Annotated in this window: 25 protein-coding genes and 1 pseudogene; 11 read left to right on the top strand and 15 right to left on the bottom strand. The window is 36.1% G+C overall.

The window, feature by feature from the left end:
• Positions 1 to 256: 256 nt before the first annotated feature.
• Complete coding sequence (locus tag HMPREF2963_RS04505; protein ID WP_070668973.1) at positions 257 to 853, top strand: DNA-3-methyladenine glycosylase; 597 nt, start codon at positions 257 to 259, stop codon at positions 851 to 853.
• Positions 840 to 2,084 (top strand): S41 family peptidase, encoded by a 1,245-nt coding sequence (locus HMPREF2963_RS04510; RefSeq protein ID WP_070668974.1) that lies wholly within the window; start codon positions 840 to 842, stop codon positions 2,082 to 2,084. Before HMPREF2963_RS04505 ends, HMPREF2963_RS04510 begins: the two co-directional genes overlap by 14 nt.
• A gap of 71 nt (positions 2,085 to 2,155) precedes the next feature.
• On the opposite strand, the gene HMPREF2963_RS04515 is transcribed toward HMPREF2963_RS04510, so the two are convergent.
• Positions 2,156 to 3,325 (bottom strand): CynX/NimT family MFS transporter, encoded by a 1,170-nt coding sequence (locus HMPREF2963_RS04515; RefSeq protein ID WP_049476416.1) that lies wholly within the window; start codon positions 3,323 to 3,325, stop codon positions 2,156 to 2,158.
• Between the two features lie 63 nt (positions 3,326 to 3,388).
• Positions 3,389 to 3,910, bottom strand: a complete 522-nt coding sequence (locus HMPREF2963_RS04520) for a TetR/AcrR family transcriptional regulator (RefSeq protein WP_070668976.1) — start codon at positions 3,908 to 3,910, stop codon at positions 3,389 to 3,391.
• Between the two features lie 170 nt (positions 3,911 to 4,080).
• On the opposite strand from HMPREF2963_RS04520, the gene HMPREF2963_RS04525 reads away from it, so the two are divergent.
• Together HMPREF2963_RS04525 and HMPREF2963_RS09560 are read left to right on the top strand one after the other, a co-directional pair.
• Positions 4,081 to 4,950 (top strand): cation diffusion facilitator family transporter, encoded by an 870-nt coding sequence (locus HMPREF2963_RS04525; RefSeq protein ID WP_070668979.1) that lies wholly within the window; start codon positions 4,081 to 4,083, stop codon positions 4,948 to 4,950.
• Between the two features lie 157 nt (positions 4,951 to 5,107).
• Positions 5,108 to 5,254 (top strand): annotated as a pseudogene (locus tag HMPREF2963_RS09560) (GNAT family N-acetyltransferase); the annotation flags it as partial.
• Between the two features lie 395 nt (positions 5,255 to 5,649).
• Here HMPREF2963_RS09560 and HMPREF2963_RS04535 read toward each other — a convergent pair.
• The 7 genes from HMPREF2963_RS04535 to HMPREF2963_RS04565 form a co-directional block, all read right to left on the bottom strand.
• A complete protein-coding gene (locus HMPREF2963_RS04535; protein WP_070668984.1) occupies positions 5,650 to 6,117 on the bottom strand; it encodes a DUF1643 domain-containing protein in 468 nt (155 codons plus the stop codon).
• A gap of 294 nt (positions 6,118 to 6,411) precedes the next feature.
• Positions 6,412 to 7,677 (bottom strand): tyrosine-type recombinase/integrase, encoded by a 1,266-nt coding sequence (locus HMPREF2963_RS04540; protein ID WP_021002218.1) that lies wholly within the window; start codon positions 7,675 to 7,677, stop codon positions 6,412 to 6,414.
• A 96-nt stretch (positions 7,678 to 7,773) separates the two neighbouring features.
• Positions 7,774 to 8,037: a MerR family transcriptional regulator gene (locus HMPREF2963_RS04545; RefSeq protein ID WP_000097742.1), complete on the bottom strand. Its 264-nt coding sequence runs from the start codon at positions 8,035 to 8,037 to the stop codon at positions 7,774 to 7,776.
• 78 nt (positions 8,038 to 8,115) lie between these two features.
• Entirely contained in the window at positions 8,116 to 9,366 is a 1,251-nt protein-coding gene (locus HMPREF2963_RS04550; RefSeq protein ID WP_049480580.1) for a replication initiation factor domain-containing protein, read from the bottom strand.
• Between the two features lie 316 nt (positions 9,367 to 9,682).
• Positions 9,683 to 10,429, bottom strand: a complete 747-nt coding sequence (locus HMPREF2963_RS04555) for a type IV secretory system conjugative DNA transfer family protein (RefSeq protein ID WP_070668987.1) — start codon at positions 10,427 to 10,429, stop codon at positions 9,683 to 9,685.
• A gap of 13 nt (positions 10,430 to 10,442) precedes the next feature.
• Positions 10,443 to 10,910: a hypothetical protein gene (locus HMPREF2963_RS04560; RefSeq protein ID WP_024053244.1), complete on the bottom strand. Its 468-nt coding sequence runs from the start codon at positions 10,908 to 10,910 to the stop codon at positions 10,443 to 10,445.
• A gap of 47 nt (positions 10,911 to 10,957) precedes the next feature.
• Complete coding sequence (locus tag HMPREF2963_RS04565; protein WP_021002216.1) at positions 10,958 to 11,254, bottom strand: hypothetical protein; 297 nt, start codon at positions 11,252 to 11,254, stop codon at positions 10,958 to 10,960.
• Between the two features lie 400 nt (positions 11,255 to 11,654).
• Here HMPREF2963_RS04565 and HMPREF2963_RS04570 point away from each other — a divergent pair, with 400 nt between their 5' ends.
• Complete coding sequence (locus tag HMPREF2963_RS04570) at positions 11,655 to 12,413, top strand: hypothetical protein (RefSeq protein WP_021002215.1); 759 nt, start codon at positions 11,655 to 11,657, stop codon at positions 12,411 to 12,413.
• A gap of 35 nt (positions 12,414 to 12,448) precedes the next feature.
• Here HMPREF2963_RS04570 and HMPREF2963_RS04575 read toward each other — a convergent pair whose 3' ends face one another.
• Positions 12,449 to 12,784 (bottom strand): helix-turn-helix domain-containing protein, encoded by a 336-nt coding sequence (locus HMPREF2963_RS04575; protein WP_021002214.1) that lies wholly within the window; start codon positions 12,782 to 12,784, stop codon positions 12,449 to 12,451.
• Positions 12,785 to 12,943: 159 nt separating this feature from the next.
• On the opposite strand from HMPREF2963_RS04575, the gene HMPREF2963_RS04580 reads away from it, so the two are divergent.
• Both HMPREF2963_RS04580 and HMPREF2963_RS04585 read left to right on the top strand, forming a co-directional pair.
• Positions 12,944 to 15,790, top strand: a complete 2,847-nt coding sequence (locus tag HMPREF2963_RS04580) for an SEC10/PgrA surface exclusion domain-containing protein (protein WP_070668991.1) — start codon at positions 12,944 to 12,946, stop codon at positions 15,788 to 15,790.
• Between the two features lie 4 nt (positions 15,791 to 15,794).
• Positions 15,795 to 16,238, top strand: a complete 444-nt coding sequence (locus tag HMPREF2963_RS04585; RefSeq protein WP_021002212.1) for a hypothetical protein — start codon at positions 15,795 to 15,797, stop codon at positions 16,236 to 16,238.
• A gap of 276 nt (positions 16,239 to 16,514) precedes the next feature.
• Here HMPREF2963_RS04585 and rpmG read toward each other — a convergent pair whose 3' ends face one another.
• Positions 16,515 to 16,664 carry a 50S ribosomal protein L33 gene (rpmG, locus tag HMPREF2963_RS04590; RefSeq protein ID WP_003026692.1) on the bottom strand — a complete coding sequence of 50 codons (150 nt, stop codon included), beginning with the start codon at positions 16,662 to 16,664 and terminating at the stop codon, positions 16,515 to 16,517.
• 15 nt (positions 16,665 to 16,679) lie between these two features.
• A complete protein-coding gene (gene rpmF, locus HMPREF2963_RS04595) occupies positions 16,680 to 16,862 on the bottom strand; it encodes a 50S ribosomal protein L32 (RefSeq protein ID WP_003071531.1) in 183 nt (60 codons plus the stop codon).
• A gap of 226 nt (positions 16,863 to 17,088) precedes the next feature.
• Between rpmF and hisS the strand changes: the two genes are divergently transcribed.
• From hisS to HMPREF2963_RS04615, 4 genes are all read left to right on the top strand, one after another.
• Complete coding sequence (hisS, locus tag HMPREF2963_RS04600) at positions 17,089 to 18,369, top strand: histidine--tRNA ligase (protein WP_070668993.1); 1,281 nt, start codon at positions 17,089 to 17,091, stop codon at positions 18,367 to 18,369.
• A 72-nt stretch (positions 18,370 to 18,441) separates the two neighbouring features.
• Positions 18,442 to 18,648, top strand: coding sequence for a hypothetical protein (locus HMPREF2963_RS04605; RefSeq protein ID WP_003071529.1), 207 nt, complete (start codon positions 18,442 to 18,444; stop codon positions 18,646 to 18,648).
• Between the two features lie 118 nt (positions 18,649 to 18,766).
• Positions 18,767 to 20,521 (top strand): aspartate--tRNA ligase, encoded by a 1,755-nt coding sequence (gene aspS, locus HMPREF2963_RS04610; protein ID WP_070668995.1) that lies wholly within the window; start codon positions 18,767 to 18,769, stop codon positions 20,519 to 20,521.
• Entirely contained in the window at positions 20,508 to 21,443 is a 936-nt protein-coding gene (locus HMPREF2963_RS04615; protein ID WP_070668997.1) for a YitT family protein, read from the top strand. The genes aspS and HMPREF2963_RS04615 overlap by 14 nt, the downstream gene beginning before the upstream one ends.
• 217 nt (positions 21,444 to 21,660) lie before the next feature.
• On the opposite strand, the gene pulA is transcribed toward HMPREF2963_RS04615, so the two are convergent.
• The 3 genes from pulA to HMPREF2963_RS04630 are packed head-to-tail and all read right to left on the bottom strand — an operon-like array spanning position 21,661 to position 25,559.
• Positions 21,661 to 23,736, bottom strand: a complete 2,076-nt coding sequence (gene pulA, locus HMPREF2963_RS04620) for a type I pullulanase (RefSeq protein ID WP_070668999.1) — start codon at positions 23,734 to 23,736, stop codon at positions 21,661 to 21,663.
• Between the two features lie 13 nt (positions 23,737 to 23,749).
• The gene (locus tag HMPREF2963_RS04625) at positions 23,750 to 24,736 is read right to left on the bottom strand and encodes a LacI family DNA-binding transcriptional regulator (RefSeq protein ID WP_070669001.1); all 987 of its coding nucleotides are present in this window, start codon (positions 24,734 to 24,736) and stop codon (positions 23,750 to 23,752) included.
• A gap of 10 nt (positions 24,737 to 24,746) precedes the next feature.
• On the bottom strand, positions 24,747 to 25,559 hold the full coding sequence (locus HMPREF2963_RS04630) for a DUF1189 domain-containing protein (RefSeq protein ID WP_070669003.1): 813 nt from the start codon (positions 25,557 to 25,559) through the stop codon (positions 24,747 to 24,749).
• Positions 25,560 to 25,607: the final 48 nt, after the last annotated feature.

Raw genomic sequence — 25,607 nt, forward strand, 5'->3', positions numbered from 1 at the left:
TCTTCCTCCTATGATTTCATTTTAGCATAGGATATAAGTGATTTCAAGTTTTTTTAATGATTTATAAGTTTTTGTAATGAGATTCAACTGTAAAGCCTTAAGGCAAATTTAAGTTAACTTTCTTATACTATAGATAATCCTAAAAAACTTTTCTCATATTAATCTCCTAAAGAAAAAAGCAATCGAATTGTACTGCCTTCAAAAGTTGGACAAATACGATTGCTTTTTTGTGTGAAATTCATGTTATAATAAGACCATGATTTCAAAAGAATTTCAAGAGCTGATGCGAGTAGATACAATTGCCACAGCAAAAGCCTTGCTTGGCATGCAACTTTGTTTGGATGGAAAACCCGTAGGAAGAATTGTTGAAACGGAAGCTTATCTGGGTGCAAAAGATAGTGCTTGCCATAGTGCGCATGGTAAACGCAGTCCGAAAAATGAATCTATGTATTTATCAGCAGGGCATTGGTATATCTATCAGATTTACGGTCATCAGATGCTGAATTTAGTGACGAGGGCTGAAAATATAGCAGAAGCCGTCTTGATTCGGGCCTTGGAATTACCAGATGGTACATTACTTGCTAATGGTCCGGGGAAATTAACCAAATTTGCAGGGATTAGTAAAGTCTTTGATGGGAAGAATTTGCAAGAATCACATTTGCAACTGGCAGCCGATGCACTTCCTTTGCAAATTAGTTCACGTCCACGAATCGGCGTCACCTGTACAGATCATTGGCGAGAAGAGCCACTTTGCTTTTATGTAGCTGGCAATCGTCATGTGTCCAAAATTGCAAAAATAGGGTTATTACCAGATGAAGAAACATGGAGGAGAACACTTGATGACGAAAATTGAAATTTTTGAACAGGTTGTGGCGATGATGAAACAGGATTCGTCAACCAAAAAGGATCTAAAAGGAGCAGATCCAGACATGTATCGCAGGCAAATCACAAACGAGATGAAGGATGAGGATTTTCTTTATCAAATGCGGTGTTATCTGGCAAGTTTTGGAATCATTAGTCACGTTAGTTTTCATCCCAAACATCGGCAGGCACTAGGGTTTCGGCTGAGAAAATTTGAGAATCGACTATATATACTGAATGCAAATCCTGATACGGACTTACGCGTTGCAGACCAGATAATTTTGATAGATAATCAAACAATTCCAGCATTTTATCAAGTGTATCGTGATTATTTTGTCAGTGAGACAGAAGAGCGCCAATATATGGAGTGGGCCTACTTTGTGGCTAAATCTGATACGGTGACTTTGCTGCGAAATGGGCAAGAGCAGACAATTTCAGTACAGGAAACAAAATTGACTACACACACTCCTGCTTTTGAATATAAACAATTATCAGAAGAAACTCTATATTTGAAAATGGAAAATTTCTTTGATGAAGAAGCCATTGCAAACTTATACCAAGAAAGTAGCTCGGCTATTAGCACAGCAAAGAATGTTATTGTTGATGTGCGTGTTAATCATGGTGGATCGGATTCGTTGTATTTTCCTTTATTGCAATATGCACTTTCTGATGGCAAAAGTTTTAAGGACGTGACTTTTTCTGATGATGGTATGGAAATTTTATATACTAAGCGTAATGTAGAACTGCGTTTACAAGATTTTCAAGCAATGCTAAGGCAAGAAGATATTTCGCCTGAAACTCGAAATATGCTGGAGCAGTTTATAACTGAATTGGCTGTCAATAAAGACAAGGGGTATGTACTTTATGATCAATCAGATGAAGCGATTTTACCAGATGTGACTGGACAAGCAAAACCAGAAAAATTGTTTATTTTGTCGGATGTCTACTGTGGTTCATCAGGGGATAATTTCATTTCGATGATGAAAGCATTTGACAAAGTTACCGTGATAGGTAGACCAACTCTAGGAATTTTAGATTATTCTAATTGCTGCACAGTGGATTTTGGGGATTATGAATTTGTATTTCCGACTTCACGGAGCCTTGCCGTTGATAAAGGACAAGGAATGAATGATAAAGGAGTGATACCAGATATTTTCATCCCTTGGACACCAGAGCATTTAGAGCGAGATATTGATTTAGAAGAATGTCTCAAACTTTGTTAAAGAAAAAAGAGAATGAAGCCGAACGTGTGATTTCATAGAAATCTAGTTTCGAATTTCATTCTCGTTTTTTTTTATAAAATTTTATCAGATTTTTCTACATAAAAGAGCGCAATAATCATGATGATTGTAAGAACAAGCAAAATGACGATAGCTGGTATCCAAGAGCGGAAAAAATCTGCACTGTAACCAAAGAGAGCTGGACCAAAAGAAGCAAGGACATACCCGCCTGTTTGTGCTAATCCAGATAACTGTGCGGTTTGCTCAGGGCTGCTTGTTTTCATTGAAAAAGTAACCATAAGATAAGGGAAGAGTGCACTTACGGCTGTACCAATTAGAATGTTGATAATGAGCCAATACATAAAATTATTTGTCTGTATCAGTAACATGCTAATGCCGATAAGAGCGGATGATGATATTAGACCAAGCATGATGAGGCGATAACGAGGAGAGAGTCGAGTTGTCAAGCTGGGAATGGTCATTGAAAACGGCAAACTAATCAGATTAAAAACAGAAGCTAAAAATCCAGCAGAAGCATTTGAAATGCCAGCTTGCGTTGCCATAGTTGGTAGCCAGGTTAGACAAGTATAAAAAAGCAATGATTGCAGACCACCAAAAATAATAATAGCCCAGACTTTTTTATTTTTCCAAATAGTGTTGCCTTGACTTGATTTGTCTTTGCTGACTAAGTAGTGATTGTAGGAAGTATTTGGCAACCAAACTAAAAATGCTAAAAGACAGATGGCTGTCAGACAAAGTACCAACCCTTTCCATGAACTGGCTTCTGTTATGGGCACAGCAATAGAGGAAGCGATAGCTGTTGATAATCCCATAGAAGTGATATACATCGTTGTCAATAGCCCGATCCGATGCGGTTGGTTGGCTTGGATGACGCTTGGAAGTAATACGTTAAGCACTGCAATGGAAGCTCCAATAAGAATGGTTCCCATATAAAGGAGTGGTAGATTAAAAATCCGAATTAAAGAGCCGATTGTAAGAAGAGCGAGGACAAGAGCAAACAGTTTTTCTAGCCCAATTTTACTCGCTAAACGCGCTGAAAATGAAGAACAGAGAGCGAACATGATCAAGGGCAGACTAGTCAAAAGACCAAGTGAGCTCACCGAAACATGAAGCCCACTAGCAATGTTCGTTAAAACAGTTGGAAGCGTTGTAAAAGGCGTCCGCAAAGCGACACCCACCATGATAATTCCTGGTAATAAAAAGATAGAATGTTGTTTTTTCATAAATACTCCTAAGGGGTTCTTAGAAAATTATACCATAGAAATAGCTGAAATTATAGCTCTATATTAGTGCATGAGCTCCAGATAGTAGGATGTAATAGTGGCTTCTTCAATTTTATTTCGTTGTCCTAGCCACCAAGTAACTGTTTCGATAAAAGTTGTTGTGACATAATTTTTTAAAAATTGTTCTGGTAAATCAGACTTTTGTATCAATAGCTTTTCGCGAATGAGAGGAAAGAGATAGTGTTCTAGCTCTAATTTTAAACGATTAATAAAATAGATATTTTTAGATAATAATAAAGTGGCTATTTTATCTTGATTTTTCCTGAAATGGTAAAAAATATGAGCTGTTGCATCAAAAAGCTCACTTGCTTGGTAGCGCTCAATAAACGTATGCTGGAACAAATCTTGGCACATTTCTTCAAGTAGTGCCTCTTTTGTCTCAAAATGAGCATAGAAAGTCGACCGACCGACATCTGCAAGGTCAATGATTTCTTGAACTGTGAGGCATTCATAACTTTTTTGATTTAAAAGAGTGATGAATGCCTGATAAATGGCTGCGCGTGATTTTTTAACTCGTCTATCCATCGTTTCCGAACAAATCTCCCTAAATGTACGCTATCAAACGAAGCATTAGATTTGTTTCTTGTTTCCTCCATTAAAATAGTAGATAATATAAGTGAACAAAGTGTTTTGTTTTGAATACATTATACAACAAATAAAATGAAATCTCAATGTGCAATTAGAAGGAGAAGATCATGAAATCAAGTAAAAATGTCTGGATTGCATTTCTGTTAAATTTTTCTTTTGCAATTATTGAATTTACCTTTGGTGTTCTTTTTAATTCTAGTGCTGTGCTAGCAGATGCGGTGCATGATACGGGTGATGCTTTAGCAATTGGCTTATCAGCATTTTTTGAAAGAATTTCCAATAGACGAGGTGATAGAAACTATACATTAGGCTATAAACGGTATAGTTTACTGGGAGCCATGTTGACCTCTACCATTTTAATAGTGGGTTCTATTCTTATTCTGGTTGAAAATGTTCCTAAATTATTTGCACCTGAACGGGTGAACTACGACGGTATGCTTGTCTTAGGCATTTTTGCAATTGTGATCAACTTTGCAGCTAGCAGGGTGGTTAGTCATGGACGTACACACAATGAATCTATTCTTAGTCTGCATTTCCTAGAAGATATTTTAGGTTGGTTGGCTGTTATTTTCGTATCCTTTATTCTTCGTTTTACAAACTGGTATTTTCTTGATCCGTTGCTTTCGCTCATCATTTCGACCTTTATCTTAAGTAAAGCACTACCAAAGTTTTGGGAAAATGTTCAAATCTTTCTTGATCACGTACCGAGTGATGTGAATTTGAACGATCTTTATGCAGAAATTCAAACAATTGAGAATATCCAAGCAATAACTCAGTTAAATGTTTGGACAACCGATGGACTAGAAAAATTTGCGATGATTCATATTTGCATGAAACATCCCGAACAACAAGCAGAAACTCAACAGCTTATTCGCCAACATCTTAAAATATATGGAATTAAAAAAGTCACCATTCAAGCAGATGAAAGTTTAGATGAGCATGAAGAATGCTGTATTGGTGAAGAGAATGAGGAATGAGGAGAAAAAATGGAGCATTCCGCTGTTAAGGAGTTGTTGAAAAGTGTTAAATCTGTTATCAACAAATTTTCAAAAGAAGACAGTTGGGGTATTTGTTTTCTAGATGTTGAAAAAGTAGCTCAGCTTGTCATAGAGATAGGAAACTGCTAAAATGTGAATAAGCAGATATTTGATTTGTGATGTAGCTGTTAACGAACAGAAATCTCTTGCCAAAGGTTTCTACGAACATATGGGATTTGAAGTGTATAAAGGAATAGTACGTGATGAACAAGGGAATCCCTATCCTCTTCTATATATGAATTAGATAAATAATTTATAGTATTTTAGGAGTAATAGTCTGCAGACTATTTAAACAATATAAAAATCACACTAGCACTATTGTACCGCCCTCCAAAAGTATAGTCATTCTTATTTATTGTCGTATGATTCTTTACTTTTTTATAATATTCATGGTCAATACCAGTAATACTCACCATATAATAATTGATTTCCCTTGGTTGAACAAAGCGACAAGAAGGATAGCTGATACATCAATAGAAATGGGGTAGTAGTTTCTTCATAATAGTAGCACTTCCTTAGTTTATCAACTTAGCATTAGGGAAATAATGCAAAAGTCTATTGAAACAGACAAAAATGAATGTCTATTATAATGAAGAATCAAGTTCTTTCGAGAAAATATCTATTTTTTGAAAAACGATATTAGAAGTTGAATGGTAGTGGATGAATATTTCTAGGGAGCCTGAGGGGATGATGTGGAGTTCCATTTTTGTTTTTCTGAAGACAATATAGATTTGGTACTAGTTCCTTAATGACTTTTTCCCTGTTCATGTAAGTACCATTGTTTCCCCAACAAGCAACTATTAAATCAGACTGTGTTACACATTCTAAAAGATAATGATCATTATCTTTTCCGATAGGATCATCAATTAAATATATATCTTTCGGATAAGTACTTCTAAAAGCAAATAAATTAGCCATAAGTAAAGTTCCATATCCCCAATCTTTTGCGAAATTTATGCATCTAGTGATTGTAGGATCATCAACATTTTCATCAGCGATTGATGGGTTTAATCCAATAAATAGAATTGTAGGTTTTGTAGAGTCCCAAGTACGAGATAGTTTGTAACGATAAATCTTATCTTTAGATATAATAGCTTTCTTTTCCACGATTGATTCTCCTTTTTTTATATTATATACTATTGATTAAAAACATAGTCAAACTAGGTGTTAAAAAAGGTAGAGATTAAATTGAAATACAGTGCAATATATCGCAATTGACAAAAAGAAAAAACGCTTGAAATCAGCGTTTTTCTTTGGTATTGATTTGTATAACCCTTATTTAACCTCTGTAAGGAATACTTAAAATCTATTTTAGTTGTGACAAACCTTATTAAATCAAGGTTTATAAGCTATTGATTTGGATAAAACTGTCAGAGGTTGCCAAAAAGGTTGCCATGAATTTCATGAGGTTAGCTCCGCAATTTTATTTAAATAAATATCTACCGCTTGTGTTTGATTTTTAGGGGCAAGCTCGGCATATATGTCCATAGTAGTCTTGATAGACTTATGTCCCATACGAACCTGTAACTCTTTCCAATTCATACCAGCATTTAACATCATAGAAGCGTGTGTATGACGGAATAAGTGAAAACCATAGTCAGGTAGACCAACTTCCTGTAATCGTCTTTTGAGTGTCGCACGTTCATTCCTATCGCACATATAGTTTCCGTAAATAGTTGGGAAAATCAACTTACTTTTTGAAAGACCGTTCTTCTTGAAATAAAGATTCATTTCATCATGGAAGTTTTGAAGTTGCTCAATAATTTGGTACGGAACAGCTATTTTTCTATTGCCCGAATCAGATTTAGGAGTATTTTTACAAACAACCTTTCCTTTTAATCCTAACTTAGGTTTCGCATTTTTCCAAACAAGAGTTTTAGTGACTAATATTTCAGAACTTTCAAAATCAAGGTCATAGATAGTCAAAGCTAATAGCTCATTGATTCTCATTCCTGAAGCAAGTAGACTGTCGCAGATAACTTTAAATCGCCGATTAGCCCTAGTATTAGGTAAAGTATCAACGAAATTTAGCCAGATAGTTAAATCTTCATCATGAAGAACCATAATGCGTTTTTGATTGCTTTTAGGTTTTGGGGGAATTTTGATAGATTGAGCAGGATTATGCTTTAATTCAAAGTGTGTTATTCCAAAATCAAAAATATCACTTAATTTATGGGCAATAGCTCCAAAATCTTTAGCACAGCCTTTTTCAGCTCTTTTTATTCCAGAATCTACAGATTCTTTTGATTTTGTTGCAAGCTCATTAACCCAGTTTTGAATATCAGACGAAGTAACTTTATCAGGCTGATATTGCCCAAATTGGGGGAGGATATAGGTATCTAGATAGTTCCTCACTCGGTTTAGAGTGTTATCTGAGCTGACCCAAGTCTCGTAGTTGGAGAACCACAGTTCAGCTAAATCTGACAAGGTAGCAATGCTAAAAGTTTCTTTCCTTGTTGAACCAGTTTCTTCAAAATCAATTTTAGCTTGAATAATTTTACGGTCTAAGGAGCGTAGGGTTTTAGCTGTTACGGTTGTTTTTACAGGTTTTCCAGTCTTTATATCTAAGCCTAGATAGATGCTCTTTGCTGAATAACTAATCTCGCCATTGTCCTTTACTTTCTTGAGGACGGTTTTTCCTTTATGGATAATTTTTTCTATATTCATTGCTGCTCTCTTCAATCAATCGAAGAATTGAAAAAAGCTAAAATAGATAGTATCTCACTTTCTTTTTTGATACTCCTATTTTAGCACATTTCACTTCTAGTTGTGGCTTAAAAACTCTAAAACAGTATCAATATGATAGTAAACGGTTCTAGTACCCTCAATAGGTGGTTCTAAACGTTTAAGACCTCTATTTTCCCATGACTTCAATGTATTTGGAGATATACTCAGTAAATCTAATAACTCTTTTTGAGTATAAATAATACCAGTTCTATTCTTTTCACTATTTAAATGTTTTAGTAGGTCAATAACAGTAAGAAGCATGAGTTCAATTTGCTTTAAATCAAAATTATTGCTAGACATACTATTCTCACTTTCTTTGGTAAATATAATTGAAATATGAGATAATAGCAGTAGGGGTAAGCTACTGCTTATCTCTCGCTAATCCGCAACATCACTTTTAGGCTTCTTGGCGGAATCTTTAGGAGTGATGTTGTTTTTTTGGTAAAAAATTTGAAAGGCATCTTCAAGAAAATCTTCAAAATTAAATTTCTCAAGTTCCCTACTAAATTTATTTAACCATAACCCTACGTCTGGGTTGGGGGTGTAGTTGGTCTCATACTCTTGAATGAGCCTGATGATGAAGTGATTGCGGGCTTGAGTGCCCCAGACTTTTTCAATTTTCGTTAGAAGAGGAAAGAGTCCACTACCCTTCATTAAATATGAAATGGTTGATAAAAGGTCATTGTTACGAGAGTTCAAAGATTCAAGCTCTGGGAAGATGCCAGCCCCTTTAAGTAAATCACTAGTGAATTGCAACGGTTGACCAGTCTCTGCATCATGGAAACAATATTTATCAATCATTTTGTTGACAATGAGTTTACTCAAATCTTGAGGGTTATCAATATCAAGAAGTAAGGTTAGTATTTGATTGCTATAAGTTCCTTTGTAAGAAGCTTCCATACGTACCCAAGAATTGCAATACTTAGTTAAGTGCATATAGCGACCTTGATTGTCTAATTGTTCCTGATACTTGTTATAGATACGCAGCAGAGCATTTACATTCTTTTTCTTGCTACCGATATACATCGTTTGCGCTTGACCATTTACTTCTTGAGCGCTGATGTTAGAAATATTTTTACGTCCCTTATGATTAGTAATGATATATCGCTTGTTTTTCAGCCCTTGATACAGGTCATTGACAGACATTGAATAATTAAAGTAATCAACAGCAAGGTCAATACGAGAGAGGCGCAAGTCATAATAGTCAGCGTACAGCAGTTGCGCTATATTGTGAACGTCAATTACTTCATCATAATAGTCTTGATAGGAGGTTTTATAGTGAGACAAAGCTGATGCAGAAATTTTTAGGATAATCCCCATAGTGAAATTAGTTTGATGCCAAGCAATTGCAAAGTAATAGGGGAGATTCTGAAAGGTAAATCCGTCTGTATAGCCTGCTGGTGGGGTTTTCAGTGGAACATAATTTCCAAAGAGAACAGGGAGGGATAGCTTTTCTGCTACTGTTTCAGACAGCGATAAAGCAATTTGATGCCAATTATCTAGATATTCTCCTACAGTATCTTCTGTCGGTTGGATGACAAATGTAGCTTCATCGACACTGGTCATAATGACTAGGTTATGGTCGTTATCTTTTTGAGGATATTTTTCAATTTCATTTCTACAAATCATTTTATTTTCTTTCTATCCGCCTAAAGAGTGAAAGTTAACCGGGCGGTAAATATTGGTTTGGTTAACTATTTATTGTAATGTAGCTAAATTCCTATGCTTTTATTCTCCCACACTTTAAGGTGGCGGTCACCCTAAATAAAATGTTGTAGAATAACGTTGATATAACAGCGTTTTAAGGGAATTGAGTATTTTACCCTAAAGTGGAATTTACAAAGCTTTAAAAACAAGGTCAAATGGAACGGGGGTCTTTACATGTCCCCCGTATAACAGCCAGCTAAAGCTGGCGAGACAGTAAGCCAGCGTTTCCGCCGCAAGGCTACCTCTCGGCAACTGTCTCATCAGAATAGAAATAGCGGTCTGAACGTTGAACAGCTTTCCGAATCAGGTTTTCTAAAGGAAGCATGTTATAACTTGGTACAATGATGTGACGACTATCTTGCCCATCTACCTTCATGTATCCTACACCTCGAGGGTTGTTTCTCACAATATTTTCTTTTTCATCTGAGAAGAGCATTGAGACAGTTTCCTTCGAGAGTTTGCCTAGTGCAATCACTGTACCTATCGAATCCCTTGATAGACCAAGTGAACTTTTATGAGCATCTTGCTGCGAAATAATTACATAGATTCTAAAGGAACGTCCTAGCTGAATTAAGCGAGTATAGTCTTTAATTGCCTGCTCACGCTCCTTTTTGTCAAGGCTATTTTGCCACGCATTAAACTCATCAAAACAGATAACAACAAATTCTCGTGATTTATCAATTCCTTTTTGACGATTTTCTAAAATGTTCAAGCCAATTTTTAATATGTCTGATACAGAATCAAAACGCTTAAAAGTTTTGCAGTCATTTAAAAAGGCAAAGTCAGAATCAGCCTTATAGTCCGCAATAAGGAATGGGGATTTTGGGTAACTATTAGCAAAACGAGCTAAGAAAATTTTTGTCGCATAAGTTTTTCCAGAACCACTGGAACCTACCAATAGAGCATGGGGCACACGCTCCACGGGTATATCCCAAAAGAATGGAGCCCCGTAGTCATATAGGCTTGCATCAAGAAAACATTTCATGTATAGTGCCTTTCTAAATGTAGGAAAAAGACATTTGGAGATTAAGGTAATATTGATTGTTATACCGTAAAATTTTTCCAAATTGAGTGTCAAATTGCAGTCTGTGTCCTTTGTCGGACCAGCTTTCATAGGTTGTAGATTCAGCTAGGTATTTGCTAAACTGTGTTAAAAAGACTTGTTGGATATAGCTTTCTTCTTCTTCATCAACAGGCTTCTTAGATAGCATAATAGGAAAACTAACAAGGTAAGAACGATTGTCATTGCTACTTTGCAAAAATCGAATGTAGCGACTATCAAAAAGAAGTTTTTGACCTGAAACAGTGGCGCTTTCTTCAATTACCTGCTCAATATCTGCTGTGATTGCTGGGAGGTTTAACTGAAGCATCTGAGCCTGTCTCTGCTTTTCGATAGTTTCACTAATCCTAAGAGCTAAATAAAGAAATCCAGTAAATAAGATAATTAGCCATGATATAAACGACATATAACAATTCCTTTCTATGGATAAGGGGAAATACTCCCCACTATCCATTAAACAAGTTCAATAAAAGCAGACTTAGCTTTTACTGAGAGTGCAGCACGATTCCCATTGGTATATGCAGTGATAGAAACATTCTCTAGAACAATTTCGACTTTTTCATCAAACAAAGTTGCAAAGTCAGATACATTAACCATATCAGCCTTGATATTTGTTTGATTGAACCGACCGTCTGGAGTTCGTACACCGATAGTTAATTGGGTTTGACCAGTGCTGAGACCAGAAGTAAAATCTTTTACTTCCGATGCGCCGATAAGACGACCTTGTATTGTTGTTTGTGTAGCTTCCACAGGCTACCTCTTTTCTAACCGTTTTATTAAATACATCAAAAAATTCACGGCTTTTCAAATTTATTGAAGGTATGTATTAGTGTGTGATAGCTATCTCACATTATTATTGTATAAAAACTAAAAAAATATGTTTACCTAAGAAATGCTATATTTTTGATATAATCTTTTTTGTTTAAAAATTAGGAAACTGTGGAATTTTTGATGAACTCATAACCCCTTGTAAATACTGGATTATAAAGACTATTATTTAGAGATTAAAAAAACTATAATTTAGCATGATAGAGTTTAATCAAGCATCATTATTTTTTGAAAACGTTTTACCCTAAAAGCTTTCTCCCTTCTTGAAATCTCTATATTTTATGTGATAAAATAAGATACTTTAACTTTAGGAGATGTTTCTATGAAAAACAAAATTAAAATAGAAGAACGTATGTTAGTTACAGTGACTCTCAATTTGATGCACAAAATGCAAGATTTTCAAGATTTTAAGAAAGAACAAGGTATTAGCGGAGATTATGAAGCCAAAGTCGCTTATCTAGTAGAGAACTTGCACGTACATGAAAAAACGGCTGAAAATTTATTGTCTGGAAAGGTTGTGTCTCATAATAATTATTTAGAAATTTTCCCCTCGTTTGGTTCTGAATCAAATGGTGATACGCAAACAAAATTAGAAAAATTTGCCGAAATAATCTCGAAAGAAATTGAGAACGGAGATGACAATACTGTCAAAGAGGTAAATAGGATACTTTCTGATAAGTTAGATAAGTTAGATTTAAAAAAAATAGTCAATGCGACATTTATCCAATCATTGGAAAAATCCAGTCAGTCTAGTTTAAAAAAGCTAAAAAATCCGAGTAAAAGGACAAAAACTTTGGATTATGCTTGGGTCATCTGGAATAGCTTTTTTTATGACTATACTTCTAAAAGAGATGATCAATATCAAATATTTACTAAGTTAAATGTAATAGAAAAAGCTATGGACTACTTCCCTTTAATCGAAAAGATTTTTGAATCAGAAGAAAATCTAGAGGTATTTTGTCAAGTAGCTGAACGATTAGATTTGTTTAAGATAGTTGATGAATATGAGGATTGGGAGAATGTAGAAAAGTTTATCAAATCAGTCCAAACTCGAAATGGTTTTGATAATTACTTATCTTAGAGCACACAAAAAGCCAAGTCAAAAAACGACTTGGCTTACCTTATCTGTTTCAACAATATTCTGAGAGCTTTAATAGTAGGCTCTCTTTTTTCTTTTGGGAGATTTTCAATATCTTCAATGAGTTGCACAAATTCCTTGCCTTTATTCTGATTTTCAATATTGAAAAAGGTATTCACGTCAACTTCAAGTGCTTGCATGATTTTTTCAATGGTTTCTATTTTAACGTTTAACTGTTTATTTTCTAAACGGTAAATGTAATTGAAACCTAAATCAGCTTTTTCTGCTAGATATTCTTGAGTCATTCCATTCTTCAGTCTTAAATGTCTGATTTGTTTAGCAACAAACTCTCTTAAATTCATATTTTTAGTCATGATAGCACCTCTTAACTATCATACAAGTTTCTTTTAATTAAAATACCACCTATTAAAGACTGAATTTTTAAAAATAATATAATACTAAAGACTGCAAATGTGATATAATATTTATAAAACAGTCTTTTGAGACTTATTTATTTAACAAAGGAGAACATTATGTCAAATTCTAAAACTCATGGTCATGGTACCATTAAAAAGTTACGCACGGGTGCTGTGGTATCTGTATTGGCTCTGTCATCTGTATATGGGGTATCTACAACGGTAAGTGCTGACGAGGTAGGTACAGGTGCTAAGGAGAGTATTGTTAAAACTGTAGAAAATCCTGATGCTAAGAATGATGCTCCTGTTGCTAAAGTAACAGAACAGCAAGTAACAGAAGCTAAGTCTCAAGCGGATACTGCAAATAAGGCTGTGGAAGCACAACAAGGGGTAGTTACTCAGGCTGATACGGCTGTTAAGGGTGCTGACCAAGTTGTTAATGACACTACAAATCAGATTAAAGAAGTAGAAACAGTTACACCTGCAAAGGTTGAAGAAGCTAAGGCTGATGCTCAAACTAAATCAGATGAGCTTGCTAAGGCTGAGGACTCTGTTAAGTCTGCTGAGCAGTCTCAAGCTGATACTGCTAAAAAGGTAGCAGACCAAACAACAGTAGTTAATCAGGCTGAAGCTAATGCTAATAAAACTGCAAGTGCTGTGGCTGATGCTCAGAAGAAGGTAGATGACCTCTCAAATTCTTCAACTGATACCACTAAACTGCAAAAAGATGTTGATGACCTTACTAAGAAGGTAGCTGACGACCAAAAAGCCCTAGATACAGCTAAGCAATCTTTGGATACTGCTAAGTCTGCTGAAGCTAATAAAGCTAAGGCTATTGAAGATGCTAAGAAAGTTGTAAACGGTGCAACTCAGGTAGCAGAGTCTGCTAAACAGGCATTAGGTGTTGCTAAATCCGCTGAAGCTGATTCTACTAAGAAAGTAGAAGACGCTAAAAAAGTTCTTGATGTAGCTAAGGCAGGTACAACTAAACAGGTTCAGGTCGGTACTAAAACTGTAACAACTGGTGGCAAGGCAACCCTTAAGGAAGGAGTAGCTAAATCTGAATTCTTTGAATCAAATGGGGTAGTAACTTCTGATGCTTACTTAAAAGCTATTAAGGCTTTGGCAGAGGGTACAGGCTCCTATGCTGATGTTCGTAAAGCTATTGCTGATGGTGTAGAGAATGTTCCAGGAAGTTCTTTAGCTGATATTGCAGCACCTAATCGTTCAGTATTTAAAAGTTGGAAAAGTAATTACAATCCGCAATTCTCTAATACAGATTCCACGACTAAGGTATCAGTTCATGATTTAACAGACGAACAATTGACTGACTTAGCTTTGTTCTATACTGCTTTGGTTAATGATTTGCGTTCTAAGGTTGGTACAGAACCACTTAAAGTAACTAAAGAGAGTGTAGCAGCCACTAAACAAGCACTAAAAGATTTGTTTAATAAAACATTCCCTGCATATAACAATATGTCTGAAGCAGAACTCAAGGCTAATGGTTTCTGGGGACCAGAGTCTATTAAAAAAGTAACAGAATCAAATCAAACTCAAGAACACTTAGATGCTGTTCAAGGTTCAGGAAAACTTTTAAATGGTGTAGTAGCTAACCAAGTACAGTACCAAGGACATAATGGTGCTTATCAGACTATGGCTGATTTAAAGGCTAATTTGCTTGCTTTTGTAGGAAATATGCTCTACGGTTCTACTGGTACGGGTTCTAATGTATCAACAGCAGGCACTTCACGTGATAATTTTTCAGATGCTCTCGCTTTGCTTGGTCTTAGGGGCAACTACAACTCAGCTGGGGTAGGTGTAGACTTCTATACAACATTTAACGGACTGGGGTACTCTGCACCGGCAACTTATGCTTTGATGTTAAACACTAATGGAGAAGCTATCGACAATCCTTACCAGACTTTAACAGGTGGAAAAACAGAGGTTGTTCCTGTTTATGAAACAAAAACCATTGTAGATGAAAAAGCAGTAGCTAAAGCTCAATTAGCTTACGACACAGCAGTAAAAGCAGACCAAGATGCTAAAGCTAAGTTGGCTGAGGCTCAAACTAAATACGATACTGCTATGAAGGCTTTGGCAGATGCTCAAAATCAACTTGCTAACCTACAATCAGGTACAGTAGATATTCCTGCTTTCGAAAAAGCGGTAGTAGATGCACAAGCACAGTTAGATGCGGATAAGGCATCATTGCAATCTGCTAAGGAAACTCTTGCGGTAGCTAAAGCTAGTGCAGTAGATAAAGCTAATGCTCTTTCTAAGGCTCAGGCTGAACTTGTGAAAGCTAAGTCAGAAAATACTAAAGCTCAACAAGCTCTTACACAAGCTAAGGAAGAATTTGAAGTACTTACCAAAGCTAATGGGGTAGCTAAACAGGCTGTAGAATCTGCGACAGCTAACCGTGACAAGGTAAAAGTTATTGCTGATGAAGCTAATAAAAAGGCTAAAGACCTTGAAACGGCTTTAACTAACAAACCAGCTGTACTTAAAGAACTCAATTCTAAACTTGCAGAAGCTCAAACTAAGGCAGCAGCGGCTCGTGCAGAGCTTGAAACTGCTAAAGAAGTACTTTCTAAGTTGCAGGCAACAGCTAAAGAAAAGGTTGCTAAGTACAATGAATTAGCTAAACTTAAAGCTGAACAAGATAAGGCTGAAGCTGATGCTAAACGTTTGCAAGATTTGAAAAATAAGGCTGATGAAATCCGTAAAAATGGCGGTCAGCCTAAAGAAGTTCTTGATGCTAAAGGTAATGTTGTAGATATTATTGATGCAGCGGTTAAAGAAGTGCCTACTAATTCTAAGGTAGTTCCTGTAACTTATTCAAGGGTTGAAAGAGGCAAGCAACTACCAAACACAGGCTCAAAAGGATCTATGCTTGGTTTACTAGGACTTAGCCTGCTAGTAGGTCTAGGATTGGGATATAAAGGAAAACATAGAAGAGGATAGGAAAATGAGTAACACAAGAAAATTTTTAAAAGAATTTATCAGATATAATTTATCCATTAGAGGTTTTGCTGTAATGAATCAAGGAAATTATTTGAAAGCAACAAAAGGTAAAGAAAAATTTAGAATTTTACCAGTAACTAGAACAATTCCGATAGATTCTGAAACCACTACAGTTGAAGCAAACTATGATTCTGTTAAGAAATTCCAAAAATACCATAATGAAAAGTATATTGATTGTATTGCTTATGGAATAAGTAAAGTTTCAGATAATGAGATTAAGGGGCTTGAATTATTTATAATTCCTATTGCAGAATTTGAGAAATATGTCCAACCTGACCAGAAAACAGGGGATGTTCTATCTAGAGCTTCTAATCACTATCATTACAATTATGCAAAATATAGTCACCCAATCAATGAGCTTATTCATAGCTCTTGGATAAGCAAGTAAAAAAAGAAAAATCTTCTTACATGGTGTAGGAAGATTTTTATATTCCACAAATGATTGAAAAGACTATGCTATTCTACTTATTTTTAGGAATGAAAAAAGCCCTAAGAATCTTCTAGGACTTCTCATTCTTCGATTGTTGACTTTCTTTTTTATTTCAAAAAAGGTTGCCAAAAAGGTTGCCATAGAACTGATTTCAAATGTTTTGTAATGAAATTCAATATTTCAAAAATCGCATGAAATCAAGGTTTTCAGCATGTACTGAAATGTAATGAAACCTTATTTAACTTCTGTAAACACAACGTGCTTGCGAAGTTTTGGTGAGTATTTCTTCAATTGAAGACGGTCTGGAGTGTTACGTTTGTTTTTAGAAGTAAGGTACAAGCGTTCACCAGATGCTTTGTGTTCAAGTGTGATATTTACGCGCATGATAGCTCCCTTCTATTATTCAGCTGCAGCAGCTTTAGCGATTTTACGTCCTTTGTAGTATCCTTTAAGTGATACGCGGTGAGAACGTGAGTAATCTCCAGTAGTTTCATCAAAAGTTACAGATGGAGCTGTAATTTTGTAGTGAGTGCGACGTTTGTTTTTTTTCGCTTTTGAAGTGCGACGTGCAGGTACTGCCATTTTAAATTCTCCTTTTAGTTTTTAAAATCTATTCAATGATGATTTTCATCAACTTTAGTAGTATATCAAATTTTTTTTGTAAAGTAAAGTTACTTGACAAATTTTTGGACAAACTAGCCAGTTTTTTCAGTAAAGGGAAGTTTTCTATGGGAAATATTTTCAAATGTCCCGCAAAATAACGGACTTGTGGTACAATAATTATATTATATAAATTCGAGGAAAGACTATGAAATTACAAAAACCAAAGGGAACACAAGATATTCTTCCAAAGGATTCTGGGAAATGGCAGTATGTGGAAGAATTTGCTCGTAATACTTTTAAAAAATACAACTATGATGAGATTCGCACACCACTGTTTGAGCACTATGAAGTGATTAGTCGCTCTGTTGGAGATACCACCGATATTGTGACGAAAGAAATGTATGATTTTTATGATAAAGGCGATCGCCATATTACCTTGCGTCCTGAAGGGACAGCACCTGTCGTACGTTCTTATGTGGAAAATAAGCTATTTGCACCAGAAATCCAAAAACCGGTAAAACTTTACTATATGGGTTCAATGTTTCGATATGAGCGTCCGCAGGCTGGTCGTTTGCGGGAATTTCATCAGATTGGTGTAGAGTGTTTTGGCTCAAACAATCCTGCGACAGATGTAGAGACGATTGCTATGGCAGCCCAATTTTTTAATGAAATTGGTATTCGCAATGTGACGTTACAGTTGAACAGTCTAGGGAATGCGGAGAGTCGCGCCGCTTATCGTCAAGCATTGATTGATTATTTGACGCCGTTGAAAGACAGTCTTTCTAAAGATAGTCAGCGTCGTCTGGAAGAAAATCCTCTCCGTGTGCTAGACAGTAAGGAAAAAGAAGATAAACTCGCTGTTGAAAATGCACCGTCTATTTTGGATTATCTAGATGAGGAAAGCCAAACTCATTTTCAAGCTGTGCGGTCGCTGTTGGAGGCGCTGGAAATTCCTTATATTATCAATACCAATATGGTTCGTGGATTAGATTATTATAATCATACGATTTTTGAATTTACCGCAGATGTAGCAGGTAATGAACTGACAATTTGTGCAGGTGGTCGATATGATAGCCTTGTTGCTTATTTTGGTGGGCCAGAGACAGCTGGATTTGGCTTTGGAATGGGTGTGGAACGCCTCCTCCTCGTTCTTGAAAAGCAAGGTGTGGAATTGCCGCTAGAAGATAGCTTAGATGTTTATATTGCAGTTTTGGGAGAAGGTGCTAATAATAAAGCATTGGAAATTGTGCAAGCACTTCGCAAGCAAGGGTTTACAGCTGAGCGTGATTATTTAAATCGTAAGTTGAAAGCGCAATTCAAGTCAGCAGACACCTTTGGTGCTAAAGTGTTAATAACTCTTGGCGAAAGTGAAATTGAAAGCAAACAAGTCACTATCAAAAACAATCAAACGCGTGAAGAATTAATTGTCGATTTAAATCAGATCCAAGAAGATTTTCAAGTAATTTTTAAGCAAGTAGGATTTTAGTTGAGAAGTGCAAAAGCTAGGTACTGGCTTTTTGCTATTATTTGTGTAAGGTGAACAGAGGTTGAATAACTGATGAAAAAAATTGTCATTCCATCTATACTTCAATTTATAATAGTTTTTTTAGTAATAGGTGGTATTGCTTATTTTGTGAGAGGAGACTTTTTCTTTCGATTTTTAGCACCGATTTTTGGCTTAGCGGCAGGACTGTTGCGCTTAGCCTTAAGTTATGTTGTTAAGGTTTTGCATCCTGAATTATATGAAAGAGAGATTAAGAAATGAAACTTAGTCTCCTTTTTATGAGAGATTAGGTTAAGATAAGAAGTTTTTGAAAAGCGGACTTCTTTTTCATCTCTTTTGTGGTAAAATAGTAAAAGAATTAAAAGTTTGGAGAATAAAAATGAGACGTTCAATGTATGCTGGACGTGTTCGTAGTGAACATGTCGGTCAAGAAATCACTTTAAAAGGTTGGGTATCCCGTCGTCGTGACTTGGGAGGCTTGATTTTCATTGATTTACGTGACCGTGAAGGCATAATGCAGCTAGTTATCAATCCCGAAAATGTAGCCAAAGAAGTCATGGAAACCGCTGAAAGTTTGCGAAGCGAATATGTTATTGAAGTGACTGGAAAAGTAGAAGCACGTACGCAGGCAAATGATAAACTTGCAACAGGAACTGTTGAACTGCATGTGGAGACTTTGACAATTCTCAATACAGCCAAAACAACTCCATTTGAAATTAAAGATGGTATTGAAGCGAATGATGATACGCGCCTTCGTTATCGGTATTTAGATCTTCGACGTCCTGAAATGTTGGCAAATTTGAAATTACGAGCTAAAGTAACACATTCAATTCGTAATTACTTAGATGAGCTTGAGTTTATCGACGTAGAAACTCCGTTTCTTACGAAATCAACTCCAGAAGGTGCGCGTGATTATTTGGTGCCAAGTCGAGTGAACCAAGGACATTTCTATGCATTGCCACAAAGTCCTCAGATTACAAAACAATTGTTGATGAATGCTGGTTTTGATCGTTATTATCAAATTGTGAAGTGCTTCCGTGATGAGGATTTGCGTGGAGACCGTCAACCAGAGTTTACACAGGTTGACTTGGAAACTTCATTTCTTTCTGACCAAGAAATCCAAGATATTACAGAAGGCTTGATTGCTCGAGTGATGAAAGAAACGAAGGGAGTTGATGTTACGCTACCATTCCCACGAATGACATATGATGATGCGATGACTTTATATGGAAGCGATAAACCAGATACTCGTTTTGAAATGCTTTTGCAAGACTTGACAGATATTGTCAAGGAAGTTGACTTTAAAGTTTTTTCAGAAGCACCAGTAGTTAAAGCTATTGTTGTGAAAAATGCTGCTGATAAATATTCTCGTAAAGATATTGATAAGCTGACAGAGCAGGCAAAACAATATGGTGCAAAAGGACTTGCTTGGGTCAAAGTGGCCTCGGATGAATTAAATGGTCCAATTGCTAAATTTTTGAAAGATTTGACAAGTGAGTTGACGGATGCTTTACAGCTTGAAGAAAATGATTTGGTTCTCTTTGTAGCTGATACTGTAGAAGTTGCTAATGCAACTTTGGGTGCACTTCGTGTCCGTTTGGCAAAAGAACTAGGCTTGATTGATGAGTCGAAATTTAATTATCTTTGGGTAGTGGATTGGCCAATGTTTGAATGGTCAGAAGAGGAAGGACGTTATATGAGTGCACATCACCCATTCACCCTTCCACAAGCAGACACAGCTCATGAGTTAGAAGGTGATTTGAGTAAAGTTCGTGCTATTGCTTATGATATTGTCTTGAATGGTTATGAATTGGGTGGTGGAAGTCTTCGTATTAACCATAAAGATTTGCAAGAACGAATGTTTAAAGCCCTTGGTTTTTCTAAAGAAGCAGCTACTAATCAGTTTGGTTTCTTGCTAGAAGCTATGGATTACGGTTTTCCACCACATGGTGGGTTGGCTATCGGACTAGATCGCTTTGTCATGTTGCTAGCTGGTGAGGAAAATATCCGTGAAGTGATTGCTTTCCCTAAAAATAATAAAGCAAGTGATCCTATGACACAGGCGCCAAGTCTAGTTGACACTAAGCAGCTTGAGGAATTAAGTTTACAAGTAGAAACTCATGAAGAAAACTAAGATTTATAAACGATTTCGTTATTATTTGCGCCGTTTGGCTTATAATTTTAAATTGATACAAGTGCTTAAAAGTATCTCCCGTAAGAAGTATGATGAAAAAATATCTGCTTCACTAATCTATGGTTTTTTATCTGCTGTTGCAGTTAATCTCTTCTTTCAACCAGGGCATGTGTACTCAAGTGGGGCGACGGGATTGGCACAGATTTTAGCCGCTTTAAGTACACGTTTTTTGGGATTTGCCATTCCTGTTTCTGTAACTTTTTATCTCATCAATATCCCACTAATGATCTTGGCTTGGTATCAAATTGGGCACAAGTTTACGGTGTTTACTTTTATTACGGTTTCCATGAGCTCACTGTTTATCCAGTTTGTTCCTGAAGTAAGTTTAACAAATGACCCAATTATCAATGCATTGTTTGGTGGGGTCATTATGGGAATGGGGATTGGTTTTGCTTTGCGTTCCAATATTTCTAGTGGTGGGACAGACATTGTCAGTTTGACAGTTCGGAAGAAAACGGGCAGAAATGTCGGAAATATTTCTTTTATTGTCAATGGGATGATTATGATTATTGCGGGTGTGACCTTTGGGTGGAAATATGCGCTTTATTCGATGATTACGATTTTTGTTTCGAGTCGGGTGACAGATGCCGTCTTTACCAAACAAAAGAGGATGCAAGCTATGATTATTACCAGTTATCCTGAAGACGTTATTGAAAAAATTCACAATAAGTTGCATCGTGGTGCAACAATTATCAATGGTGCAGAAGGCACCTACAATCATGAGAAAAAAGCAGTTTTGATTACAGTTATTACGCGTGCTGAATTTAACGAATTCAAGCATATCATGCGAAAAGTAGACCCGCATGCTTTTGTATCGGTAGCGGATAATGTTCACATTCTTGGACGTTTCGTGGAAGAATAAAACCATCAGATTAGCTGAATTAGCTAATCTGATGGTTTTTTGTTAGATACCTTTAAGACTGTCTACCTTTTTTTAAGATCAAAATCAATAGGAAGTGAGTTAAAGAGTTTTTGTGTTAAAGTATAGAATGAAATAAATCAAAGATACAATAGCTGGGTTCAAAAAGCACAGCTTTGAAAAGTGGGCAGGACTGATAAAGCAAGTCTTCTTTCCATAATTATTTAAGTGCGAGAACTTGTTTTCCAGGGACAGTATAGTAATCTTTGTTAGCGTCGAGAGGAGTATCAAGGCTGATTTTAGGATAGTTGATAAACACAGCTTGTTTATCCTGATTTGGATAGATAAATGAATTGTTCCCAAAGTTAATGAGGATAGTGATTTGATTTTCTTTTTCTTTGATTTTGTATTCGACTATAGATTCATTCAGCCATTGAGCAGAGCAACAATTTTTGATTTCTGTACGTGTTTTCAAACGTAAGAGTGGATGTTTTTTTCTGAATTGAATGAGCTGACAGATAAATGCCACATCTTTCTCATATTCAATTGAGCGTAGCCAATCTAGACGGTTAATAGTATCTGGAGTATTATAAGTATTCTCAATGAGATTTTTGCTACGGAAAAATTCTTGACCACTATGAATGAATGGTACTCCTTGTGTCAACAAAGAGAGATGCAGAGCAAGTCGAGCATTGTCAAGTCGCTCTTTTAAATCAATCTTGGGATTTTGTATCGCAAAATAGTCAAAAGCAGTTGCATCGTCATGGCATTCTACATAGTTGATTGCTTGTTGCGGTGCGATAAAGTGTTCAGTACCTGTAAAACCAATATTGGCAGTTAAAACATTCTCTATAGAATTTATGGAATTTGTTTTTTGTATTTGTTCGCCTTTTGCGATGGTTGCTTTTATTGTATTGCGAAAATGATCATTGAAAAAACTATAACTTGGTAATTTGTCAGCATTGAACTGGTGAGCCAGTCTATTGTTATCTAGACCTGTATTCATACGCCAGCCTTCTCCGTAAAGATAGACGTTCGGATAGAGAGATTGCAACTCCTCTGCAATCTGTTTCATGGTTTCTATATCTAAAATCCCCATGAGGTCAAAGCGGAATCCATCGAATCCGTAAATCGTCAACCATTGTTTGAGGGAATGCTTAATATAGCTACGAACCATTGCTCGTTCACTTGCTACATCATTTCCACAAAATGTACCATTTGTTAAATTACCGTTGTGATCGTAGCGGAAAAAATAACCTGGAACGATTTTTTCAAAAGCATAGGCTTTAGGATCGTAGACATGATTATAAACAACATCCATGATAACGCTAATATCAGCTTGGTGGTAAGTAGTGATGGCTTCTTGCAATTCAACGATTCTTGCATATGGATCATGTGGATTAGTTGTAAAACTGCCGTCGGGAAGGTTGTATTGCATAGGGTCGTATCCCCAGTTGTATACGAGCTCTGGATGATTTTCATCAACGCTGCCAAAATCATACAAAGGCATGAGCTGAATGTGAGTTACACCTAATTGTTTGATGTACTCCATCCCTAAAATGTGTTTTTGCAACTGCGGAGACTCTGTCAGAGATTTGAATTTACCAGGATAAGTAAACTTAGCTTCTTTTTGCATGGAAAAATCTCGCACACTCATCTCGTAAATAATGGCTTCTGTCATTGACATTTGTGTCTGTGCTCGATGGATAGGATGAGAAATTTTCTCTAAGTTAATTATGTAACTAGCTCCAGAATTACTTTCGGACGATAGAGCATAAGGGTCGTGAACTTCTACCCAGTGACCATTTACTTTGTGTAGATAGTAATAAGCAGCTCCATCAAAATTTCCGAATACTTCTGTTTGCCACACTCCCTTTTCTCCGAGAGTCATTGGGTAAACAGTATTTTGTAAATGAAGTAATACTTGTTCAGAAATTGGTGCCCAGAGCTTAAAAGTTGTTGCTTCCGGGGTATAATGAGCTCCTAAATCGTTTTCGTTGTAAGTAAAAGTGTGGTCAAAAATTGGCTTTCTCACAATATGGCGAAATTGTAAGAACGTTTTATTACAATCTTGGTCGTAAATCCAATAATGTTCAGTTAAATCTAGCGGTTTTAGAGGAGTAAGGCTGTATTGCACGAAGTCGTCTTGTTCTTCCAGAGATCTTATCTGTAAAGTTTGTGTGCTATCAACCGTTTCGATTGTAAATTGTAATTGTTCAGTATAAAATTGTTTTTCTAACTCGATAGTGATGAGATTTTGGTCATCTAAGTAGGCTTGGAATGATCGGAAAGTCATAAACTTCCTTTCTTTATTGTTCGATAATGCGATGTGGAATTACTTGGCGATAACAAATTTGTCGATTTTCTTTGGTATCATTGATAATTTGCAGGATAGTTTTAAAAGAAATCCGCCCCAGTTCTAGCGTATTAATATCAACATAAGCTGCCAAGTCAAGTTTGGGTTTAATAGAGTCAAAAGCTAGAGTAGGAATAGATAATTGATTTTGATTTAAATAGTTGCAGACCCCTTCTGCTAGCATGCTATCTGTTGTGATAATCGCATCAATTTTTGAATCATGATTTAGAAGATGTTTTGTGAATTGATATCCTTTTTCTTCCAAAAATTCATTTGCAAATGCTGTGTTTTGAGGATCAAGCTCTAAGTGGTAATCTTCCAGCGCTTTTTGATACCCTTTATAACGATCTTGCGTTACAAATAGTCTTTTACTACCACCGATAAAAGCAATATTGCGGCAGCCTTTTTTGATAAAATATTCTGTTGCATCATATCCAGCTTGGATATTGTCATTATCCACCAAAGGAATAAACGGAGAAAGAGATTTTCCTAAAATTAAGAAAGGAAATTGTTCCTCACTAACCATTTTCACTAATGGATCATTTTCCTGAGAATAGAGAAAAATGAGCCCGTCCACACGTTTCCCTAGAACCATTTGGGAAATAGCTTCCATGCGCTCTTTTTCATTTTTCCCGGTCGCAATTTGAATAGCGTAGTGAAATTCAGAAGCTACCTGAGCAATCCCACGAAATACTGAAGGGAAAAATGGATTTTGATAAAAAGTATCGGAATCATCAGGTAAAACAACACCAATGACTTGTGTGTAACTGCTAACAAGACTACGTGCATTGAGATTAGGATGATAATTCAATTCCTTCATAGCTTTACGGACTCTTTTTTTGGTCTCATCGCTGATGCTGGATTTATTTTGGGCAACACGGGTAACGGTAGAAGGCGAAACTCCTGCCAATTTAGCAACTTCTTTAATAGTAACTCGCATAAAAAACCTCCTACTTTTTCATTTTTTCATCACGGAAATGTGTCCGATAGAAAATAATGACGAGATAAAGCATAAAAAGAATGTTTTGAATGGTAATCATAGTGGTCATGGCTTGACCGAACAATAACCCTGCTGCAACAGCAATCAAAGTTGGCAAACCTAAACAATTCAAAGCAAAATGATAGCATTCTTTGACGGTTTTAAAAGAAAAAAGACGTGATTTTTTCGTTAAATAAAGGAAAAAGGTAGCTCCTAAGATGATGATGAAGAAATTCAGTGTCAAAAGACCGCCAGAAAGGAGAACGAGAAATAGACTGACTGTCACACGATTTTGTTGAAACCAATCTTGTGAAATGGCGGCACTGAGCGACTTTTTATTTTTTAGAGCAGCTTGATTGATATGCTGATATTGAATGTTTGCCAGTTTTTTTCCTTTTTTGCTGATAATCAGTTGTTTGGATCCAAAAGCAAGTGTTAGTTTTTCTCCTAAGGTAGACTGTTCTTTCCCTAGAAGGACAGTTCCTGCTTTGCTATTGTGAGTTGATTGCTGACCAGCATAGCTGAATTGATGATTTTCTATTTTAGCATTCTCTGTGATATCGTCCATTACTTCCTTTGTAACAGGGTCAAAAACACCATCTACAAAAGTAGTGAGTGGATAAGTCTTGAGAGACGCGTTTTGCACAGCAACTGGTATCATGGATAAGGAAATTAAAAAGATGCTTGTAAAAATCAATTGAAACCAGGTCAGTAATTTTCGGTTGGCAAAAGGCTTTTTAAAACCGTAAATACTAGAAAAATAATTAAATGGATAAGGTAGCATAAGATACTCTTTCTAAAAATTTATAATCAGGTAATGGCTAATAAAGCA

Origin of the sequence: Streptococcus sp. HMSC067A03 (genome assembly GCF_001814295.1) — a bacterium.
GTDB lineage: Bacteria > Bacillota > Bacilli > Lactobacillales > Streptococcaceae > Streptococcus > Streptococcus constellatus.

Excerpts from the sequence above, each read along its gene's own strand:
- HMPREF2963_RS04505 (WP_070668973.1), top strand. The coding sequence starts at position 257 with ATGATTTCAAAAGAATTTCAAGAGCTGATGCGAGTAGATACAATTGCC.
- HMPREF2963_RS04510 (WP_070668974.1), top strand. The coding sequence starts at position 840 with ATGACGAAAATTGAAATTTTTGAACAGGTTGTGGCGATGATGAAACAG.
- HMPREF2963_RS04515 (WP_049476416.1), bottom strand. The coding sequence starts at position 3,325 with ATGAAAAAACAACATTCTATCTTTTTATTACCAGGAATTATCATGGTG.
- HMPREF2963_RS04520 (WP_070668976.1), bottom strand. The coding sequence starts at position 3,910 with ATGGATAGACGAGTTAAAAAATCACGCGCAGCCATTTATCAGGCATTC.
- HMPREF2963_RS04525 (WP_070668979.1), top strand. The coding sequence starts at position 4,081 with ATGAAATCAAGTAAAAATGTCTGGATTGCATTTCTGTTAAATTTTTCT.
- HMPREF2963_RS04540 (WP_021002218.1), bottom strand. The coding sequence starts at position 7,677 with ATGAATATAGAAAAAATTATCCATAAAGGAAAAACCGTCCTCAAGAAA.
- HMPREF2963_RS04545 (WP_000097742.1), bottom strand. The coding sequence starts at position 8,037 with ATGTCTAGCAATAATTTTGATTTAAAGCAAATTGAACTCATGCTTCTT.
- HMPREF2963_RS04550 (WP_049480580.1), bottom strand. The coding sequence starts at position 9,366 with ATGATTTGTAGAAATGAAATTGAAAAATATCCTCAAAAAGATAACGAC.
- HMPREF2963_RS04555 (WP_070668987.1), bottom strand. The coding sequence starts at position 10,429 with ATGAAATGTTTTCTTGATGCAAGCCTATATGACTACGGGGCTCCATTC.
- HMPREF2963_RS04560 (WP_024053244.1), bottom strand. The coding sequence starts at position 10,910 with ATGTCGTTTATATCATGGCTAATTATCTTATTTACTGGATTTCTTTAT.
- HMPREF2963_RS04570 (WP_021002215.1), top strand. The coding sequence starts at position 11,655 with ATGAAAAACAAAATTAAAATAGAAGAACGTATGTTAGTTACAGTGACT.
- HMPREF2963_RS04575 (WP_021002214.1), bottom strand. The coding sequence starts at position 12,784 with ATGACTAAAAATATGAATTTAAGAGAGTTTGTTGCTAAACAAATCAGA.
- HMPREF2963_RS04580 (WP_070668991.1), top strand. The coding sequence starts at position 12,944 with ATGTCAAATTCTAAAACTCATGGTCATGGTACCATTAAAAAGTTACGC.
- HMPREF2963_RS04585 (WP_021002212.1), top strand. The coding sequence starts at position 15,795 with ATGAGTAACACAAGAAAATTTTTAAAAGAATTTATCAGATATAATTTA.
- rpmG (WP_003026692.1), bottom strand. The coding sequence starts at position 16,664 with ATGCGCGTAAATATCACACTTGAACACAAAGCATCTGGTGAACGCTTG.
- rpmF (WP_003071531.1), bottom strand. The coding sequence starts at position 16,862 with ATGGCAGTACCTGCACGTCGCACTTCAAAAGCGAAAAAAAACAAACGT.
- hisS (WP_070668993.1), top strand. The coding sequence starts at position 17,089 with ATGAAATTACAAAAACCAAAGGGAACACAAGATATTCTTCCAAAGGAT.
- HMPREF2963_RS04605 (WP_003071529.1), top strand. The coding sequence starts at position 18,442 with ATGAAAAAAATTGTCATTCCATCTATACTTCAATTTATAATAGTTTTT.
- aspS (WP_070668995.1), top strand. The coding sequence starts at position 18,767 with ATGAGACGTTCAATGTATGCTGGACGTGTTCGTAGTGAACATGTCGGT.
- HMPREF2963_RS04615 (WP_070668997.1), top strand. The coding sequence starts at position 20,508 with ATGAAGAAAACTAAGATTTATAAACGATTTCGTTATTATTTGCGCCGT.
- pulA (WP_070668999.1), bottom strand. The coding sequence starts at position 23,736 with ATGACTTTCCGATCATTCCAAGCCTACTTAGATGACCAAAATCTCATC.
- HMPREF2963_RS04625 (WP_070669001.1), bottom strand. The coding sequence starts at position 24,736 with ATGCGAGTTACTATTAAAGAAGTTGCTAAATTGGCAGGAGTTTCGCCT.
- HMPREF2963_RS04630 (WP_070669003.1), bottom strand. The coding sequence starts at position 25,559 with ATGCTACCTTATCCATTTAATTATTTTTCTAGTATTTACGGTTTTAAA.